This is a genomic window from Duganella sp. HH101 (genome assembly GCF_001758795.1).
GTDB lineage: Bacteria > Pseudomonadota > Gammaproteobacteria > Burkholderiales > Burkholderiaceae_D > Rugamonas > Rugamonas rivuli.
Genome location: NZ_LRON01000006.1, coordinates 229,326 through 246,022, shown reverse-complemented (window position 1 = coordinate 246,022; position 16,697 = coordinate 229,326). Strand labels below are relative to the sequence as shown.

Genomic DNA, 16,697 nt, shown 5'->3' with positions numbered 1-16,697 from the left:
CTAGCGGTGCATCAGTTCGGGCGACGACAGCAGGAAGGTGTTCCATTCCTGCGGCGAGGTGGCCTGGTCCAGCACCTGGCGGGTGGCGGGGGCGATGGTCTTTTGCAGCGACTGGTAGTACAGCGCGTTGGCCAGTTGCGGGAAGGCCGCGCGCTCCTGCGCCTGCGGGCCGTCGGTCTTGAACAGGCCCGCGTTGCCGGAGCCGATGGCCTTGGCGATTTCGAAGCGCGTGGTCATCTGGCCCGGACTGGCCCAGCCGGATTGCGTGAGCTGGTAGCCGTCCGGCGTCTGGCGGCCGTACAGCGGTTCGGCCATGCGCGTGAGCCAGTACAGCATCGGCCCGGTGTTGAGGATCACCTTGTCGTCATAGGCCAGGCGCACGGCCGACACCACGTAGTGCGCCGGGTCCTTGAATTTGTGGCCGAGCGATTGCGCGAATTCGGTCGACGTGAACATGGTGCGCAGCACGGCGGCGATGTCGCCGTCGGTGGACAGGAAGGTGGCCGACATGCGCTCCACCAGCGCCGGCGGCGCTTCGTCGGCGACGAAGTAGAGCACCAGCTTGCGGCTGACGAAACGGGCGGTGGCCGGGTGGCGGCTCAGGCGGTCCAGCGCTTCGTCCACTTCCGCCAGGCCGCGCCCCTTGACGGTCTGGCCGAGGAATTCCTTGTTGCCGTAGTCGTGGCGGTTCGGGTTGAATTCGAACAGCCCTTGCCGCACATACTGCGCTTGCAGTTCCTTCTTCACGCCCGGCGCCGCCGTGCCGAGGTTGACGCCGACGCCGGTGAGGATGCGCGCCAGCTCCTGCACGTCGCGCTGGCTGTAGCCGCCGTCCACGCCCAGCGTGTGCAGCTCCATCAGCTCGCGCGCGTAGTTCTCGTTGATGCGGTTGGCGGCGTTCTGTTCGTTGTCCAGGTAGCGGATCATGGCTGGATGGCGCAGCGTGGCTGACAGCAGGTCGCGGAACTTGCCCAGCGCGTGGGGCCGCACGGCCGTGTCCTCGTAGTCGCCGACGAGTATCCGCAGATTGCTCTTGGCCTGGTGGACGTTGAAGTGGTTCATCCAGAACCACGTCATCTGCTCCTGCAGCTGGTTGGGCGAGTACAGGTCGCGCAGCAGCGAGCGCGTGGCCGCTTCCTTGGCGATCCGGTTCAACTCCTGCTGGTAGGCCTGCTGCGCGGCTTTCTTCTCGTCGTCGTTGGCGATCTTGTCGGCGTCCTTGCGCTGCTGTTCCAGATCCTGGTTCAACTGCATCAGCGGCTTGCGGGTGATGGTCATGGCGTCGATCTGCGCCTGCGCGGCGGCCGGCAACCGCGCCGGGGTGGGATGCAGCTGCTGTTCCAGCCAGGCGTCGTAGCCCAGCTTCTCGGCCTGCTGGTAGGTCGTCAGGTTGACGCCCCAGCTGACGCGGTTCAGCGCACCACTGAGCTGTTCCGGCTTGACGGCGGACGTGCCGCCACCCGGCGCGGCGCAGCCGCCCAACAGCAGCAAAGCGCCGCAAGCGGCGAGGGGGAGCGATCGTTTCAGCATGGCGGAGGTCTTCGTCGGCTGGATGTGAAGAACAGAGTATGCCAAGCTGTGCAGGCTGCTGTATTCTTTTTGTTTATGACGCAACAAAATGTTACAAGCAACGTTGCAGAGAGATTGTCATAAATTGCACCGGAGTATTTGGTATATTGAGACAAACAACAACCAGCCGAGCATCATCATGCCCACCATCGATCCGCGTGTAGACGCCTACATCGCCAAGTCCGCCGAATTCGCGCAGCCCATCCTCCACCATCTGCGCGCCATCGTGCACGAGGCCTGCCCCGATGTGGAAGAAACCATGAAGTGGAGCTTCCCGCACTTTATGTACAAGGGCATGATGTGCGGGATGTCGGCCTTCAAGGCCCATTGCGCGCTGGGTTTCTGGAAGGGCGAGCTGCTGATGGCCGATGAGGCCAACCGCGAGGCGATGGGGCAGTTCGGCCGCATCGAGAAGGTGAAGGATCTGCCGTCGAAAAAGGTCTTGACCGGCTACATCAAGAAAGCGATGAAGCTGAACGACGACGGCATCTCCGTGCCCGCGCGCGCCAAGCCCGCCGAGCCGCGCCCGCTGGCGATCCCGGACGACCTGCTTGCGGCATTGAAGGAAGTGCCGGCCGCGCAGCAGCACTTCGAGGCCTTCAGCCCGAGCAAGAAGCGCGACTACGCCGAGTGGATCGCCGAAGCCAAGACCGAAGCCACCCGCACCCGCCGGCGCGAGCAGGCGGTCGAGTGGATCGCGGAAGGCAAGGCGCGCAACTGGAAGTACGAGAAGTGCTGAGGCGCTATTCGATTGACAGCCGCACCGCGAAGCCCAGCATGGCGCCGGAAAAAATCCAGCGCTGCGCCTTCCGCACTCGGCGGTGCTTGCTCAGATAGCTGCCCAGGCGCTTCGCCGCCACCGTCAGCATGACGTCGTAGACCACGCCGAACAGCACCAGGATCACGCCCAGTTCCAGCATCTGCGTCCAGACGGCGCCCGCCGCAGGGCGGATGAACTGCGGCAGCAGCACGGAGCAGAACAGCAGCGCTTTCGGATTGAGCAGATTCCCCAGCAGGCCGCGCAGGACCGAGGCGCGGATGCTGCCATCGCCGGCGGCCGTTTCGCCGCCTGCATGAGTGTCGCCGGACGGCGCGCGGAAGATCTGCAGCGCCAACCACGCCAGGTACACCGCGCCGGCCAGGCGTACCGCCGTGAACAGCCACGGTGCGCTCTGCAGCAGCGCGGCCGCGCCGCAGGCCGACAGCGTGACGTGCAGCGCACGCGCCATCGCCAGGCCCGCAGCCACGGCGAAGCCATGCCGCATCCCTTTGCGGCCGCTCGATTGCAGGACCAGGGCCATGTCCGGCCCCGGCAACGCATACACCACGGCCAGGGCTCCCATAAACACCAGCAGCAAATCCGGCGACACCATGACGATCTCCTCTAAAAAAACCGTCATGATGCCCTAGAATTCTGAGGGGATTTTGGGCTATTTTCTCTGTAAAAGTCTTAAAATTGAGGGGATTCCACTAACACGACATGTCATGAATGAACTAGACAACCTTGATCGCGCCATCCTGGCGGTGCTCACCCGCGATGGCCGCATCCCCGTCGCCAAACTGGCGGAACGGGTGGGCCTGTCCGAAACCCCCTGCACGCGGCGCCTGAAGCGGCTGGAGCAGGACGGCTACATCACCGGCTATCGCGCCACGCTGTCGCGCCGGGCCATGGGCCTGGGCGTGCTGGCGTTCGCGCAGGTCCGTTTCAGTGTGCACGACCGTACGCTGGCCGATCGATTCGAGCGCGAAGTGCTGGCCATCGACCGCGTGATCTCCTGCCACAATATCTCCGGCACAGCGGATTACCTGCTGAAGATAGTCGCGACCGATCTGGATGAATACGGTGATTTCATGCGTGACGTACTGCGGACTTTACCGGGTGTCACCTCGGTGGAATCCATGTTGTCGCTGCGCGAGGTAAAACCGGATGACGGCTTGCCTGCGTACTGATGATGAAGCTTTAAGTAGGAATAATGCGGCGTTCAGCGGGGTTTGGGCTGTACGCTAGTGCATTTGGAGGGCGCCGGATACCGCATGCCGGCGCCTGGCATGGCAAGATCAGTTGGGCTGCTCAATGCATAGACGCGGTCGACAGATCCTTCAATTCCCGTATGCTGATATCTGACTTTTCATGCATACGCAGCAAGATCGTTGCCCCGACAGCCAGCTTGCGATGTCGGATCTTGCTGATAATGGGAGGCTGCACCTCTAAAACTCGGCAAAGTTCCGCGTCGTTTTTCAGGTTCATCTTTTCGATCAAAGTATCAAGAAGCTTGTTCGGAACAAAACTGGATGGTTCCAGTGCCCGAGCGCGATTCATGGCTTCGATCAGTTCCAGCTTTTTTTGCCGTACGTTCATGATTGCTCCTCCTTTGCTCAAAACGTGAAAGAAATTACGTTTCCCGGCAAGGCTAGCGTCCACACTTTTCTGGTCTGAATGTGGTACGCAACTCAACATTCTTGATAACCATGCAAGTTGATTTCAATAATACTACGGCGAGAAAATATTGGGAGGGTTTGATAAAAAAATTATCTTGTTTATTGCTTAAACGGGTTGACGATTGTTGTTTCTTGTATGCCGGTTTTTGAAAGTTGTAGGACTTTGTCTGTCATTTCGGCCGCGGCCTGCGAATGCGTGACCATGATCGCGCATGCGCCGGTGGCTTTGATTTCCCGGCGCAGCAAGGTCAGGATGCTGTGGGCGGTATCGGGATCGAGGTTGCCGGTCGGTTCGTCGGCCAGCACCAGGGCCGGGCGGTGCACCAGCGCGCGGGCGATGGCGACCCGCTGCATTTCGCCGCCGGACAGCTGGTGCGGGAAGTCGCCGCCGCGCCCGCCCAGGCCCACGGCGTCCAGCATTTCCGCCGCGCGTTCGGTCGGCAGGCCGTTCAGCAGCAGCGGCAGGGCGACGTTTTGCAGCAATGTCAGGTGCGGCAGCACGTGGAAGGCCTGGAAGATGAAGCCCATGCGCGCGCGCCGCAGCCTGGTGGCGGCGTCGTCGTCCAGGCCGGACATCGGCACGCCGTCGACGACGATGGGCGACTCGCCCGGTGCGGCGTCCGGCGTATCGAGGCCGGCGATCAGGTTCAGCAGCGTGGACTTGCCGACGCCGGAATCGCCCATGATGGAGACGAATTCGCCGGCCTTGAAGTTCCAGGACAGGTTGGACAGCACCGGACGGCCGCTGGCATAGGACTTGGACAGGTTGCGCAATTCGAGCATGGGGGTTTTACCGGGACTATTTATCGGGTTAGCGGGTGAGGGCGCGGCGCAGCGCGAAGCTGACGCCGTCGACCAGCGCCACCAGCAGCAGCATGGCGATGATGACGGTGGCGGCTTGCTGCATCTGGAACAGCGACAGGTGGTATTTGAGCATCTGCCCCAGGCCACCGGCGCCGACCACGCCGAGGATGGCGGCGGCGCGGATGTTGTTCTCCCAGCGGTACAGGGTGTAGGACAGCATCTGCGGCAGCGTTTGCGGCAGCGTGGCGTAGAAGAAGGCGGCGGATGCCGAGGCGCCGTTGGTGCGCAGGCTTTGCTCCGGCAGCGGCGCGGCGTTCTCCAGCGAGTCGGCGAACAGGCGGCCCAGCACACCGGCGGTGTGCGCGGCCAGCGCCAGCGTGCCGCCGAACGGCCCCAGGCCGCAGGCGATCAGCAGGATGGAGGCCCACACCAGTTCCGGGATCGAGCGCAGCACGTTGAGCAGGCCGCGCATCAGCGCGCGCGCCGTGCGGCCGAAGCGGCCGGACGCCGACAGCGAGAACGCCAGGCCGGCGGCCACCGCCAGCAGCGTGCCGAGCGCGGACATGGCCATGGTCTCGACGGCGGCCCAGCCGGTCTTGATCAGGAAGGGCGCGGACAGGTCGGGCGGCGCGAAGCCGGCCAGCAGCTCCAGCGTGCTGCCCACCGCCTCCAGCGTGAAGAACTCGCGCCACTTCAGCGGCAGCGAGGCGAAGCTGGCCACCACCAGCACGGCCACCATCGCCAGCATGGCCAGCACGGTCCAGTCTCGGCGCGGCGGTTTCGGCATGTTGTGCATCATCCTAAGCGCCTCCGCAGGATCTTGGAGAACTGGTCGGCCAACGCCACCAGCAGCACGAACACCAGCAGCATGGACGACACTTCGGCGCCGGCCAGCATCTTCATCGATTCGTCCATGCGCTGACCGAGGCCGCCCGCACCGACAAAGCCCATCACCACCGAGCCGCGCACCGCGCACTCCCAGCGGTAGACGGTGTAGGACATCAGTTCCGACGCCGCTTCCGGCAGCGCGCCGTACAGCAGCGCGGCCAGCCGCCCGCTGCCGTTGGCCAGCAGCGTGTCGCTGGCGTGGGCGTCGGACGATTCGAGGATCTCGGCGTAGACCTTGCCCAGCATGCCGCAGTAGGTGAGGGCGATGGCCAGCACGCCGGCGGTCGGCCCCAGGCCGATGATGCGCACGAACAGCAGCGCCCACACCAGCTCCGGCACGCTGCGCAGCAGCACCAGGGCCCAGCGCACCGACTGCCGCACCACGCGCGCCAGCGGCCGCATGCGGCCCGTGCCCAGGCGCGAGACCGACAGCCGGCCGTTGATGATCAGCGTGGCCGGGATCGCGCCCAGCAGGGCCAGCGCCAGGCCGGAGGTGGCGATGGCGATGGTCAGCCAGGTCTGCTCCAGCAGCATGGCGAGGAATTCGGTGCCGTGCGCCGGCACGAGGAAATCGGCCAGGAAGCGGCCGGTGGCGGTGAGGCTCTGCCAGTCGAACAGTATCCACGGCTTGAATTCGGCGACCACCAGCGTCGGCCACAGGATCAGCAGGCAGACGGCGGTGGCGGCGACGCGGCCGCGCCAGGCCGGGTCGGGATGGGCTGCGGGCGTCGCCATCACAGGCAGGCGCCGACGCCGAGCTTGACCGCCATCGCATCGTGGCCGGGCGGCGGCGCGCTGGCGCCGGGTTGCTCGCCCTGGTACAAGGCTGCGATCATTTCCGGCGTGACCTGGCCGCGCGGCAGGTCGAATTCGATGCGGCCGTCGCGCAGGGCGACGATGCGAGGGAAGTGGCTCAGCGCCAGGTCGACCTGGTGCAGGCTGCAGATCAGCGTGGCGTTGCGGGCCTTGGCCTCGTCGCGCAGCGTGGACAGCGTCAGTTCGGACAGGGCCGGATCGAGCGCGGACAGCGGCTCGTCCACCAGCAGCGCCTTGGCCGGCGACAGCAGCAGGCGCGCCAGGCCGCAGCGCTGGCGTTCGCCGCCGGACAGGCGGTCGACGCGGGAATACAGCTTGTCGCCCAGGTTGAAGCGCGACAGCGCCTGCCACGCCGCTTCCGGGTCGGCAGGCTTGACCAGCGAAACCAGTGCGCGCCACAAGCTCCATTGCGGCAGGCGCGCGGCCAGCACCGCCGTCACCACGCGCTGGCGCGGCGGCAGCGGCGGCGTTTGCGGCGCCAGGAACAGCTGCGCGCGCAGGCGGTGACGCTCCGCGTGGCCCAGCGTCCACGGATCGGTGTCGAAGATCTGGAAGCGGCCTTCAGCCGGCTGGTGGGCGCAGGCCAGCGTCGCCAGCAAGGTGGTCTTGCCGGCGCCGGACGGGCCGATGATGGCCAGTTGTTCGCCCTGTTGTATCGTCAACGAGATCGCATGCAGTGCGGCCGCCTGCGATGCACCGAGGTGGCGCACCGTCAGGTTCTGCAAGTGGTAAGTGGGCATCGATTACTTCTTCAGCAGGCCCGCGTTCTGTGCAGCGGCTTCGATCGCGGTGTAGTTTTCAGCCTTGGTCGGGATGAACTTGGAGGCGCGCTGCAGGTCCATGATGACCTTGTCCTGGGGGTTCTTCGGATCCAGCGCCAGGAAGGCGTCGCTCAGTTTTTTCTTCAGGTCCGCGTTCATGTCGGTGCGCACGCTCCAGTTGTAGTCGTAGTAGCCTGGCGTGGTGTAGAACACGCGGACCACGGCCGGATCGACCTTCTTCTCGGCGACCAGTTTTTCCCAGACCGAGATGTTCAACGCGCCGGCATCGACCTTGCCGCCTGCGACGGCGGCCACGGTGGCGTCATGCGCGCCGGAGAAGGCGATGCGTTTCAGGTCGGTGTCCGGATTGATCTTCGCGGCCAGCAGGAAGGAGCGCGGCATCAGGTGGCCCGAGGTCGACGACTCCGAACCGAAGCTCAGGGTGCGGCCCTTCAGGTCTTCCAGCTTGTTGATGTCCTTGTTGGTGGTGATGAAGACCGACTTGAACTTTTCGTCTTCGGCGCGCTGCACCAGCGGCGTGATCTGGTTCTTGCTGCGGTCCTTGGCCTGCACGAAGGTGAAGCCGCCGAACCACACCATGTCGACCTTCTTGTTGATCAGCGCTTCGACCGAAGCGGCGTAATCGGTGACAGGGGTGAACTCGACCTTCATGCCGATCTTCTTTTCCAGGTATTCGCCCAGCGGCTTGAACTTGCGCTGCAATTCGGTCGGGGCTTCGTCGGGAATGGCAGAAACGCGGAACACGTGTTCGGTGGACTGGGCCTGGGAGTGGGCAGCGGCCAGCATCAGGCCGGCGGCGAACAGGGATTTGAGTGCGCGCATGGCGAAGAGTTTCATAGTCAGTGCCCTTTTTGTAAGATTTGTGCCGGTTTAGCGACTAATGTGAAGGGCCGCACGGTTTTATCGGCCCGGTACTGCAGAATGAATATTCGGCTATCATAACAAAAATGTCATCCGCAGCTGGGATGACCACCTTTAAAGGCAGAGCAACTATGCAGATGTCCCGCTCCTCGGCGATCCGTGTTGTTTCATCCGACGCAGGCAACACGCCGGCGCCGCAGCTGCGGCAGCGCGCGCACGGCAGCGCGGCGGTAGTCGCCGAGATCACAGCCGGCCTGCTGGCCGCCAAGCCATATACCTCCCCCAAATACCTGTACGACGGCCTGGGCTCCAAGCTGTTCGAGGCCATTTGCGAGCTGCCCGAATATTACCCGACCCGCACCGAGGCCGGCATCTTCGCAGAGCATGGGGCGGCCATGGCGCAAGCCATCGGCACCGGTACCACGCTGGTGGACCTGGGCGCGGGCAATTGCGCCAAGGCCGCCAGCCTGTTCCCGCTGCTGCAACCGGCGCAGTATGTGCCGGTCGATATTTCACGCGACTTCCTCACCGAGGCTGTGAGCCGTTTGCAGCAGCGCTTCCCGGCCATCGAGATGACGGCGCTGGGGCTGGACTTCTCCAACGGCTTCGCGCTGCCGGACAGCGTACGGAGCGACCGCCGGGTGTTCTTCTATCCGGGCTCCTCGATCGGCAATTTCTCGCCTGAGCAGGCGGTCGCCTTCCTGCAAGGCCTGCGCGCCAACGCCGGCGCCGACGGCGGCCTGCTGATCGGCGTGGACCTGATCAAGGACAGCGCGGTGCTGGACGCCGCCTACGACGATGCGCTGGGCGTGACGGCGGCCTTCAACCTGAACATGCTGCGCCACCTGAACCACCTGACCGGCGCGGATTTCGACGTCGGCCAGTGGCAGCACCGGGCCTTCTTCAACGAGGCGGACAGCCGCATCGAAATGCATCTGGAAGCGCGCACCGCGCTGACCGTGCGCTGGGATGGCGGCGAACGCCATTTCGCGCGCGGCGAACGACTCCACACCGAGGACAGCTACAAGTACACGCGGCAGTCCTTTGTCACCCTGCTGGAGCGCGCCGGCTTCGCCACGGCCCAGATATGGACCGATCCGTCGAACTGGTTTGCCGTCATCCACGCCAGGGCCATCCCTGCCTGAAAGCCGACTACGCCCATGGATATGCGCCCGCCGCAGCAAGACCTCTCCACCCGCTATGACAAGGTACGCCGCCGTTCGCTGGCGCTGGCCGAGCCGCTGACCGACGAGGATTGCGGCGCGCAGTCGATGCCGGACGCCAGTCCGATCAAATGGCATCTGGCGCATACGACCTGGTTCTTCGAGACCTTCATCCTGGAGCGCATGGAGGATGGCTTTGCGCCTTTCCATCCGGCGTTCCGGGTGCTGTTCAATTCCTACTACAACGGCATCGGCGAGAAGCACCCGCGCGCGCAGCGCGGCCTCTTGACGCGGCCGGCGATGGCGCAGGTGCGCGCCTACCGCGCCGATGTCGATGCCCGCATCGCCCGGCTGCTGGCCGGCGACCTGGATGCGGAGCAGAGCGCGCAACTGGCGATGCTCATTACGCTGGGGCTGGAGCACGAGCAGCAGCATCAGGAACTAATGCTCACCGACGTCAAGCACCTGCTGGCGCAAAGCGCGCTGCTGCCCGAGTACATGGCCGTGCCGCTGGCGCGCGCCAAGGCGGCGCCGCCGATGGCGTGGCTGCCGTTCGCGGGCGGGTTGACCGACATCGGCCATCAAGGCAGCGGCTTCTGCTTCGACAACGAACTGCCGCGCCATAAGCAGTATGTGGCGCCGTTCGAACTGGCGTCGCGGCTGGTGACGAACGGCGAGTACCTGGAGTTCATCGCGGCGGGCGGCTATTTCAACGCCGCGCTGTGGCTGGCCGAGGGCTGGGATTGGGTGCGCAGCCAGAACCTGAGCTGTCCTATCTACTGGCTGCAGGACGAGCAGGGGCAATGGCGGGAGTTCACGCTGCACGGCACGCAGGCGCTGGACCTGTCGCGGCCTGTGACGCACTTGTCGCTGTTTGAAGCGGATGCTTATGCCCATTGGGCCGGCGCCCGTCTGCCGACCGAGGCGGAGTGGGAGTTCGCCGCCGCGCAAGCGGTTGTGGAAACCGGCACGCTGCATCCGGCCGGCGCCGCCGGCGAGGATGGCTTGCTGCAGATGTTCGGCCACTGCTGGCAGTGGACCAGCAGCAGCTACGCGGCCTATCCCGGCTACCAGAGCGCGCCCGGTGCGCTGGGCGAGTACAACGGCAAGTTCATGATGAACCAGTACGTGCTGCGCGGCTCATCCTGCGCCACGCCGGACGGCCACGCGCGCGCCAGCTACCGCAATTTCTTCCCTGCCGGCGCCCGCTGGCAGTTCACGGGCGTGCGGCTCGCGCGCCTGGCGCCTTAAGCCTTACAGCACCTTCAGGAAGGCCGCCAGGTCGGCCGCTTCCTGCGCGGTGTAGCCGATGTTGAAGCGCTTGTCGTAGAAGGTGACGATGTCTTCTATCGTGTGCACCGAGCCGTCGTGGAAGTAGGGCGAGCGCGATTCGATGCCGCGCAGGCTAGGTACTTTGACGCGCCCGATGTCCTTCCATTTCCCCGTCAGCATGGCAGCGCCTGGGTCGGTGATCGTCACCGTCTCGCCGCTGGCGTTGTTGCGCAGCGTGTAGAGCGGCATGTCCGGCGTGCGGCGCGCCCCGGCCGAAACGCCCGTGTTGAACATGCGGACCACCGAGTGCGTTCCGGAGTTGGGCGTGTCGTGGCAGCTGGCGCAGGAGCCGCGCTGCAGGGGGCGCCGCAGCTCGTCGTTGAAACCGGCCACGCCGCTGATGTTGAACGGCTTGTTGTTGAAGATTTGCTCGCCGCGCGCGATCGCGGCGCGGGCCAGGTTCTGGGCGCTGGGAGCGGGCGGCGGCGGAGCAGGGCGGCCGCGCACCGGTGTTGGCGGCGGGAGCGGGCGGTCCAGGTTGCGCCAGGCGCCGAACATCGCCATCGCGTTGCGGTTGAAGGGCGCGCCGGTCTGGTAGTCGCCCGATTCGACGTCGTTGATGCCGAAGTAGAAGGCGTTGGCCGCCAGCCTGGCCGGGCCGCCCAGTGCGCCGGCGTCGGTCAGGCTGCCGGCGTCGATGGAGCTGATCTGCGTGGTGAACAGCGTTTTCTCGAAATCGACGATGGCGCGCTGCTCGGCGGCGGTCAGGTCTTGCGCGGCTTCGGCGTGGCCGCGCACCGCGCTGCTGGACTGATGCAGCAAGCTGGCGTCGACGCTGGCGAAGCACTGGGCGGGGCGCACGTCTTTCAGGCACAGGGTGGAGGCGGCGTCGCTGGCGGTTTCGCGGCTGTCCCACATCACGCTGCTGGCGAATTTGAGATTGGTGGTCGGCAGGGGGCGGCGGAACAGCGAGAGCTCCTTGGCGCTGGCGTAGTTGTAGGGGTCTTCGGTTTTCACCAGTGAGAATTCGGCGCCGGCGGGCATGGGCAGGCCGACGCGTATCAGGCCTTTGGTCAGCAGCATGCTGTAGGCGACGCGCTTCTGGTCCAGCGTGGCCGTCGCGGCCAGTGGCGAGACGGCGCCGTCCACCAGGCGAAACACGGGATCGGTGCCGCCGCTGGCGGTGAAGCGGGCGGCCAGCTTGTCCGGGCCTATGCTCCAGCCGTTGTCCGCCTGGTGGCAGGTGGCGCAGGAGCGGCCGTTGCCGAAGGGTTTGAAGAAGGGATTGGCCGTGTCCACCGCACCCGCGCTGCTGAAGGTGAGCGAGGCGCCTTCGTCGTTAGGCACAGGCTCCAGTACGATGGGCGGCGGTGGCGCTGCTGCTGCTGCTGCTGCGGGCGCGGCCTGCACGGTGACGGCGGCAAGCGTGGTGGCTGCGCCCTGTGCGCCGCCTTGCAGTACGCGCTGGGTGGTGGTGCTGGTGTTGTCCGCTGTCGGGCTGCTGCCGCCGCAAGCGGCCAGCAGGGCGGAGGCGATGGCCGGTGCCAGGTAAAGCGCGCGTTGATACATGGTGGTCTCCGTCTTGTGTGATGACGGTGCGAGATTGCCGCGCAAATGTGTAGAAAAAATGAAGGCCGGTGGAGGTGTCGCGTTTTTGCCAGTCCCTCATATTTTCTCCACATTTGGCGGTTATGATGGAGGCATGAAGCCAGTGAGCCAGCCATGCGGTTGACCATCGCCCGCAAGATCGCGCTGGCGGTGATCGCTATCGTCATCCTGTGCGTGGGCACGATGGCGTGGGTCGCCAGCAGTAATCTCAAGCGCGGCTTTGTCGCCTACCTCAACGAATTGCAGGTGCAGGACTTCGACCAGTTGCGCGAGCTGCTAGAGGAGCGCTATCGCACCGAGGGCAATTTCGATTGGCTGCGCGGCCAACCGCGCGCGCTCGGCGAGCTGCTGAACCGGATCACGCCGCGCAGCCAAGTGTTCGAACCGGATGGCGATGCGCGCCGCCCGCACCGGGGCCGCCGGCCGCCTCCCCCTCATCCCGGGCCGCGGCGCGAGCCGCCACCGCCGGAAGCGGACCAGCCACCGGCCGATAGGCCAGCCGAACCGCCGCCACGCCGCAACGATCCGATGGACTTCGCGCAGCGCATATCCATCACCGACGCGCAGGGCCGCAAGCTGATCGGCCCTCCGGACATCCAGGTCGGCGCCGAACGCGCCATCAAGGTTGATGGCGTGGTGGTTGGCCACATGCGGCTCATGCCGTTGCGCGAGACCGGCGGCGCCGATGCCAGCGCCACCGTCTTCCTGCGCGAGCAGCTGCAATCGATACTGTTGATGTCCGCCGTGCTGATCGCCCTGGCCATCCTGGCCGCGATCTGGCTGGCCCGCCATCTGCTGCGCCCCGTGGCCGCGCTGCGCGATGTGACCGCGCGCCTGGCCCTGGGAGAACTAAGCGCCCGTGCGCCGCTGCTGTCGCGTGACGAAGTGGCTGAACTGGCGCTGCACGTCAACGCCATGGCCGAAGCGCTGGAGGAGAGCGAGCGTCAGCGCCGCAAGATGCTGGCCGACGTCTCGCACGAACTGCGCACGCCGCTGACGGTGATACGCGGCGAGATCGAAGCCCTGCTGGACGGCATCCGCCAGGCCGACGCCAACGCGCTGCAATCGCTGCACGCCGAGGTGCTGCGCCTGAACAAACTGGTGGACGACCTGCACCAGCTGACGATGGCCGATGCCGGCGATCTGCACTATCACTGGCATGAGTTGAACCTGGGCGAGCTGCTGCGGCCAACCCTGGAGCGCTACCAGCCGCGCGCGCAGAAGTGCGGCCTGGACCTGAGCTGGAGCCTGCCGTCTGCGCCTGTGGCACTGCAAGGCGATGCCGGCCGCCTGCAGCAGGTCGTCACCAACCTGCTGGAAAACAGTCTGCGCTACACCGACAAAGGCGGCCAGATCGTGGTCGCGTTGAGCAGCGCCGCTGGTCACGCGGAGATCGTGGTGGAAGACAGCGCGCCCGGCGTACCGTCGGACGTCCTCGGAAGCATCTTCGAGCGCCTGTACCGCGTGGACGGCGCCCGCACGCGCGAACGTGGTGGCAGCGGCCTCGGTCTGGCGATCTGCAAGGCGCTGGTGGAAGCGCACGGCGGCAGCATATGCGCCGCACCGTCCGTGCTGGGAGGCGTAAAAATGGTGGTGCGCCTGCCGCTGAAAAAATAGGAGCAAGCACGTGCCCAACATCCTGATTGTAGAAGACGACACCAAAATCGCCGCGCTGCTGGCGGACTATATGAGCAACGCGGGTTGGCAGACCTGCTGCGTCGCCGACGGCCGCAGCGCCGTCGGCATCATCCGCGACGGCGGCGTCGACCTGGTACTGCTGGACCTGATGCTGCCGGAGCTGGACGGCATAGGCGTCTGCCGCGAGGTGCGCGCATTCTCGCAGGTGCCCATCATCATGTTGACCGCACGCGTGGACGAGATAGACCGCCTGCTAGGCCTGGACAGCGGCGCCGATGACTATGTCTGCAAGCCGTTCAGTCCACGCGAAGTGGTGGCGCGCGTGCGCGTGCATTTGCGCCGCAGTGGGGCAGGGGTGCCGCAGCCGCAGGCGCCGGCCACACCGGCTTCGCCGTTCCAGATCGACCGCGCCGGCATGCGCGTGCTGCACAACGGCGCCGCGCTGGCGCTGACGCCGTTGGAATACCGCCTGCTGGCCGAGTTGATCGACAATCCCAGCCGCGTCTACACGCGGCAGCAGCTGCTGGACTTCGCCCACCAGGACCAGCGCGACATCGGCGACCGCACCGTCGACTCGCACATCAAGAACATCCGCCGCAAGCTGCCGGACGCCGAATGCCTGCAATCGGTGTACGGCGTAGGCTACCGCTTCGAGCTGCCGCTATAATTGCCGATTCACTGAGCCGGGATCACCATGTTCATCCGCCGTCTGGTTTCATCCGATGCATCCGCGTTCCAGTCGCTGCGGCTGGAGGGCTTGCGCTTGTCGGCATCCGCTTTCGGTTCCAGCTACGAAGAGGAATGCGATACGCCGCTGTCGACGATAGAGGGCCGGCTGGCGCCGGACTCCGGCCGCAATATGTTCGGCGCCTTCGACGGCGCTGAGCTGGTCGGCATCGTAGGAGTGGGGCGCGAGACCGCGCTCAAGGTGCGGCACAAGGCCTATGTGCGCGCCATGTACGTCGCACAGACCCATCGCGGGCTGGGACTGGGGCGGCAGCTGATGGAGCACGCGCTGGCGTTTGCGGCGACGATGGAGGGCGTGCAGCGGATGACGATCTCCGTCACCGCCGGCAATGCGGAAGCGATAGGCCTGTATGAATCGCTGGGCTTCACGGAGTTCGGCCGCGAGCCCGATTCGATGATCGTCGACGGCGAGTTTTACGACGAAATCACCATGTCGCGCGCGCTCGCCGCTAAGCCGCCAGCCGGAACTGACTGACCACCTGATTCAGCTGGCCGGCCTGGTCCTGCATGGCCGCCGCCGCTGCCGCCGCCTGTTCGACCAGCGCGGCGTTCTGCTGCGTCACCTGGTCCATCTGGCTGATGGCGATGTTGATCTGTTCGATGCCGCCAGTCTGCTCGCGGTTGGCCAGTGTGATCTCGCTGACGATGTCGGTCACTTTGCGCACGCTGTCCTGCACCTCGTTCATGGTGCTGCCGGCCAGGTCGACCAGGCGGGCGCCCGCCGCCACCTTGTCCACTGAATCGTCGATCAGCATCTTGATTTCCTTGGCCGCGCTGGCCGAGCGTTGCGCCAGGTTGCGCACCTCGGACGCCACCACGGCGAAGCCGCGACCCTGTTCGCCTGCACGCGCCGCTTCCACCGCCGCATTCAGCGCCAGGATGTTGGTCTGGAAGGCGATGCCGTCGATGACGCCGATGATGTCGACGATCTTGCGGGACGAATCGTTGATCGAGTTCATGGTGCCGACCACCTGCGCCACCACCTCGCCGCCGCGCTGCGCCACCTGCGACGCCGACTGCGCCAGCTCGTTGGCCTGATGGGCGTTGGCGGCGTTCTGCTTGACGGTGCTGGTCAGTTCCTCCATCGAGGCGGCGGTTTCCTCCAGCGAGCTGGCTTGCTGCTCGGTGCGCGAGGACAGATCCATATTCCCGCTGGCGATTTCCGCCGAGGCGGTGGTGATGGCGCCGGTGCCGTTGCGCACGCGGCCGACGATGTTGGCGAGGTTTTCGTTCATCTTGCCCAGCTCCCCCAGCAACTGGCCCATTTCGTCGCGCTGGTCGTGGGTGATGCGGGAGGTCAGGTCGCCCGACGCCACGGCGCGCGCCATCTTCAGCGCCTGGCCGATAGGATCGGTGATCGAGCGCGTCACGCGCCAGGCGAAGGCCAGGCCGAGCGCCAGCGCCACGATGCCCAGCCAGGCCATCATCTGGCCGGCCATGGAGATGTCGTGCTTGACCAACTCACCGTTGGCGGTCGCCACGGTTTTTTGCAGGTCCGCCAGTTGGCGTATGCTTGCCTGCACCTTGGCCAGCTTGGGCAGCATGTCGGTGCGGAGCACGCCCTGCGCTTCTTCGCGCTGGCCGACGGCCAGCATTTTGGTGACACGCGTGAAGGATGCCACATAGGCTTTGCGCTGCTCGCGGATGGTCGCCAGCAGGGCCTTGCCTTCGTCGGTGTAGAGCAGGGCGTCGAGCGTTTCCAGCGCGGCGCTGATGGTCTTCTTGTTGACGTCCATCTCGCGCAGGATGTCCGCCGTGCGCGCGGGATCGGGTGCGGTGAACAGTTCCAGCGTCAGCGCCGCGTTGGCGCGGGTCGTGCTGCCGACAGTGGCCGCGGCATCGGCCTTGACCCAGTCCTTGTCGATGATGGTCGCATTGAGCTGGCTGATGCTGCTCAGCCTTTGCAGGCCGACACCTATTAGCACGGCCATCAGCACCAGCACTGCACCAAATGCGACGGCAAGCCGCACACCGATTTTCAGGTTCGAGATATTCATGCACGACTCCATGAGGGATCCAGGCGAGAATCCAGTATAGCGAGAATGGTGCAGTGCGGAACGCTCATCAATAACGAGTGTTGCGCGGGGTGGACGAAGCGTAGTATCTTGGC

17 protein-coding genes are annotated in these 16,697 nt (G+C 65.5%); 7 read left to right on the top strand and 10 right to left on the bottom strand.

Annotated elements, in window-relative coordinates:
• Positions 1 to 1,530, bottom strand: a complete 1,530-nt coding sequence (locus tag DUGA2_RS12355; protein WP_070269546.1) for a DUF1800 domain-containing protein — start codon at positions 1,528 to 1,530, stop codon at positions 1 to 3.
• 178 nt (positions 1,531 to 1,708) lie between these two features.
• Here DUGA2_RS12355 and DUGA2_RS12350 point away from each other — a divergent pair, with 178 nt between their 5' ends.
• Entirely contained in the window at positions 1,709 to 2,308 is a 600-nt protein-coding gene (locus tag DUGA2_RS12350; RefSeq protein WP_070269545.1) for a YdeI family protein, read from the top strand.
• 4 nt (positions 2,309 to 2,312) lie between these two features.
• Here DUGA2_RS12350 and DUGA2_RS12345 read toward each other — a convergent pair whose 3' ends face one another.
• A complete protein-coding gene (locus tag DUGA2_RS12345) occupies positions 2,313 to 2,942 on the bottom strand; it encodes a LysE family translocator (protein WP_070269544.1) in 630 nt (209 codons plus the stop codon).
• 112 nt (positions 2,943 to 3,054) lie between these two features.
• Here DUGA2_RS12345 and DUGA2_RS12340 point away from each other — a divergent pair, with 112 nt between their 5' ends.
• Positions 3,055 to 3,519, top strand: a complete 465-nt coding sequence (locus DUGA2_RS12340) for an Lrp/AsnC family transcriptional regulator (RefSeq protein WP_008447142.1) — start codon at positions 3,055 to 3,057, stop codon at positions 3,517 to 3,519.
• Positions 3,520 to 3,640: 121 nt separating this feature from the next.
• Here DUGA2_RS12340 and DUGA2_RS12335 read toward each other — a convergent pair whose 3' ends face one another.
• The 6 genes from DUGA2_RS12335 to DUGA2_RS12310 form a co-directional block, all read right to left on the bottom strand.
• Positions 3,641 to 3,928, bottom strand: a complete 288-nt coding sequence (locus DUGA2_RS12335; RefSeq protein ID WP_008447145.1) for a hypothetical protein — start codon at positions 3,926 to 3,928, stop codon at positions 3,641 to 3,643.
• Between the two features lie 179 nt (positions 3,929 to 4,107).
• Positions 4,108 to 4,791 (bottom strand): ABC transporter ATP-binding protein, encoded by a 684-nt coding sequence (locus DUGA2_RS12330; protein WP_070269543.1) that lies wholly within the window; start codon positions 4,789 to 4,791, stop codon positions 4,108 to 4,110.
• A gap of 28 nt (positions 4,792 to 4,819) precedes the next feature.
• Positions 4,820 to 5,608: a phosphonate ABC transporter, permease protein PhnE gene (gene phnE / locus DUGA2_RS12325; RefSeq protein WP_373994834.1), complete on the bottom strand. Its 789-nt coding sequence runs from the start codon at positions 5,606 to 5,608 to the stop codon at positions 4,820 to 4,822.
• A complete protein-coding gene (locus DUGA2_RS12320) occupies positions 5,608 to 6,435 on the bottom strand; it encodes an ABC transporter permease (protein ID WP_070269541.1) in 828 nt (275 codons plus the stop codon). The genes phnE and DUGA2_RS12320 overlap by 1 nt, the downstream gene beginning before the upstream one ends.
• Positions 6,435 to 7,256, bottom strand: a complete 822-nt coding sequence (locus DUGA2_RS12315; RefSeq protein ID WP_070269540.1) for a phosphonate ABC transporter ATP-binding protein — start codon at positions 7,254 to 7,256, stop codon at positions 6,435 to 6,437. The genes DUGA2_RS12320 and DUGA2_RS12315 overlap by 1 nt, the downstream gene beginning before the upstream one ends.
• Before the next feature lie 3 nt (positions 7,257 to 7,259).
• The gene (locus tag DUGA2_RS12310) at positions 7,260 to 8,135 is read right to left on the bottom strand and encodes a putative selenate ABC transporter substrate-binding protein (RefSeq protein WP_070269539.1); all 876 of its coding nucleotides are present in this window, start codon (positions 8,133 to 8,135) and stop codon (positions 7,260 to 7,262) included.
• Between the two features lie 155 nt (positions 8,136 to 8,290).
• Here DUGA2_RS12310 and egtD point away from each other — a divergent pair, with 155 nt between their 5' ends.
• Positions 8,291 to 9,304 (top strand): L-histidine N(alpha)-methyltransferase, encoded by a 1,014-nt coding sequence (gene egtD, locus DUGA2_RS12305; protein WP_083296298.1) that lies wholly within the window; start codon positions 8,291 to 8,293, stop codon positions 9,302 to 9,304.
• A gap of 15 nt (positions 9,305 to 9,319) precedes the next feature.
• Positions 9,320 to 10,573, top strand: coding sequence for an ergothioneine biosynthesis protein EgtB (gene egtB, locus DUGA2_RS12300; protein ID WP_070269538.1), 1,254 nt, complete (start codon positions 9,320 to 9,322; stop codon positions 10,571 to 10,573).
• A gap of 3 nt (positions 10,574 to 10,576) precedes the next feature.
• Here egtB and DUGA2_RS12295 read toward each other — a convergent pair whose 3' ends face one another.
• Positions 10,577 to 12,163 carry a cytochrome C gene (locus tag DUGA2_RS12295; protein WP_070269537.1) on the bottom strand — a complete coding sequence of 529 codons (1,587 nt, stop codon included), beginning with the start codon at positions 12,161 to 12,163 and terminating at the stop codon, positions 10,577 to 10,579.
• Positions 12,164 to 12,316: 153 nt separating this feature from the next.
• On the opposite strand from DUGA2_RS12295, the gene DUGA2_RS12290 reads away from it, so the two are divergent.
• From DUGA2_RS12290 to DUGA2_RS12280, 3 genes are read left to right on the top strand one after another with little or no spacing between them, the layout of a single operon-like run.
• Positions 12,317 to 13,819 (top strand): ATP-binding protein, encoded by a 1,503-nt coding sequence (locus tag DUGA2_RS12290; protein ID WP_070269536.1) that lies wholly within the window; start codon positions 12,317 to 12,319, stop codon positions 13,817 to 13,819.
• 10 nt (positions 13,820 to 13,829) lie between these two features.
• The gene (locus DUGA2_RS12285; RefSeq protein WP_070269535.1) at positions 13,830 to 14,507 is read left to right on the top strand and encodes a response regulator; all 678 of its coding nucleotides are present in this window, start codon (positions 13,830 to 13,832) and stop codon (positions 14,505 to 14,507) included.
• A 27-nt stretch (positions 14,508 to 14,534) separates the two neighbouring features.
• Entirely contained in the window at positions 14,535 to 15,062 is a 528-nt protein-coding gene (locus DUGA2_RS12280) for a GNAT family N-acetyltransferase (RefSeq protein ID WP_070269534.1), read from the top strand.
• Here DUGA2_RS12280 and DUGA2_RS12275 read toward each other — a convergent pair.
• Positions 15,037 to 16,584: a methyl-accepting chemotaxis protein gene (locus DUGA2_RS12275; RefSeq protein WP_070269533.1), complete on the bottom strand. Its 1,548-nt coding sequence runs from the start codon at positions 16,582 to 16,584 to the stop codon at positions 15,037 to 15,039. The two genes, DUGA2_RS12280 and DUGA2_RS12275, sit on opposite strands and share 26 nt — an antisense overlap.
• Between the last annotated feature and the right edge of the window lie 113 nt (positions 16,585 to 16,697).

Excerpts from the sequence above, each read along its gene's own strand:
- egtB (WP_070269538.1), top strand. The coding sequence starts at position 9,320 with ATGGATATGCGCCCGCCGCAGCAAGACCTCTCCACCCGCTATGACAAG.
- DUGA2_RS12320 (WP_070269541.1), bottom strand. The coding sequence starts at position 6,435 with ATGGCGACGCCCGCAGCCCATCCCGACCCGGCCTGGCGCGGCCGCGTC.
- DUGA2_RS12340 (WP_008447142.1), top strand. The coding sequence starts at position 3,055 with ATGAATGAACTAGACAACCTTGATCGCGCCATCCTGGCGGTGCTCACC.
- DUGA2_RS12290 (WP_070269536.1), top strand. The coding sequence starts at position 12,317 with ATGCGGTTGACCATCGCCCGCAAGATCGCGCTGGCGGTGATCGCTATC.
- DUGA2_RS12345 (WP_070269544.1), bottom strand. The coding sequence starts at position 2,942 with ATGGTGTCGCCGGATTTGCTGCTGGTGTTTATGGGAGCCCTGGCCGTG.
- DUGA2_RS12275 (WP_070269533.1), bottom strand. The coding sequence starts at position 16,584 with ATGAATATCTCGAACCTGAAAATCGGTGTGCGGCTTGCCGTCGCATTT.
- DUGA2_RS12315 (WP_070269540.1), bottom strand. The coding sequence starts at position 7,256 with ATGCCCACTTACCACTTGCAGAACCTGACGGTGCGCCACCTCGGTGCA.
- phnE (WP_373994834.1), bottom strand. The coding sequence starts at position 5,608 with ATGCACAACATGCCGAAACCGCCGCGCCGAGACTGGACCGTGCTGGCC.
- DUGA2_RS12335 (WP_008447145.1), bottom strand. The coding sequence starts at position 3,928 with ATGAACGTACGGCAAAAAAAGCTGGAACTGATCGAAGCCATGAATCGC.
- DUGA2_RS12350 (WP_070269545.1), top strand. The coding sequence starts at position 1,709 with ATGCCCACCATCGATCCGCGTGTAGACGCCTACATCGCCAAGTCCGCC.
- DUGA2_RS12310 (WP_070269539.1), bottom strand. The coding sequence starts at position 8,135 with ATGAAACTCTTCGCCATGCGCGCACTCAAATCCCTGTTCGCCGCCGGC.
- DUGA2_RS12295 (WP_070269537.1), bottom strand. The coding sequence starts at position 12,163 with ATGTATCAACGCGCGCTTTACCTGGCACCGGCCATCGCCTCCGCCCTG.
- DUGA2_RS12280 (WP_070269534.1), top strand. The coding sequence starts at position 14,535 with ATGTTCATCCGCCGTCTGGTTTCATCCGATGCATCCGCGTTCCAGTCG.
- egtD (WP_083296298.1), top strand. The coding sequence starts at position 8,291 with ATGCAGATGTCCCGCTCCTCGGCGATCCGTGTTGTTTCATCCGACGCA.
- DUGA2_RS12355 (WP_070269546.1), bottom strand. The coding sequence starts at position 1,530 with ATGCTGAAACGATCGCTCCCCCTCGCCGCTTGCGGCGCTTTGCTGCTG.
- DUGA2_RS12330 (WP_070269543.1), bottom strand. The coding sequence starts at position 4,791 with ATGCTCGAATTGCGCAACCTGTCCAAGTCCTATGCCAGCGGCCGTCCG.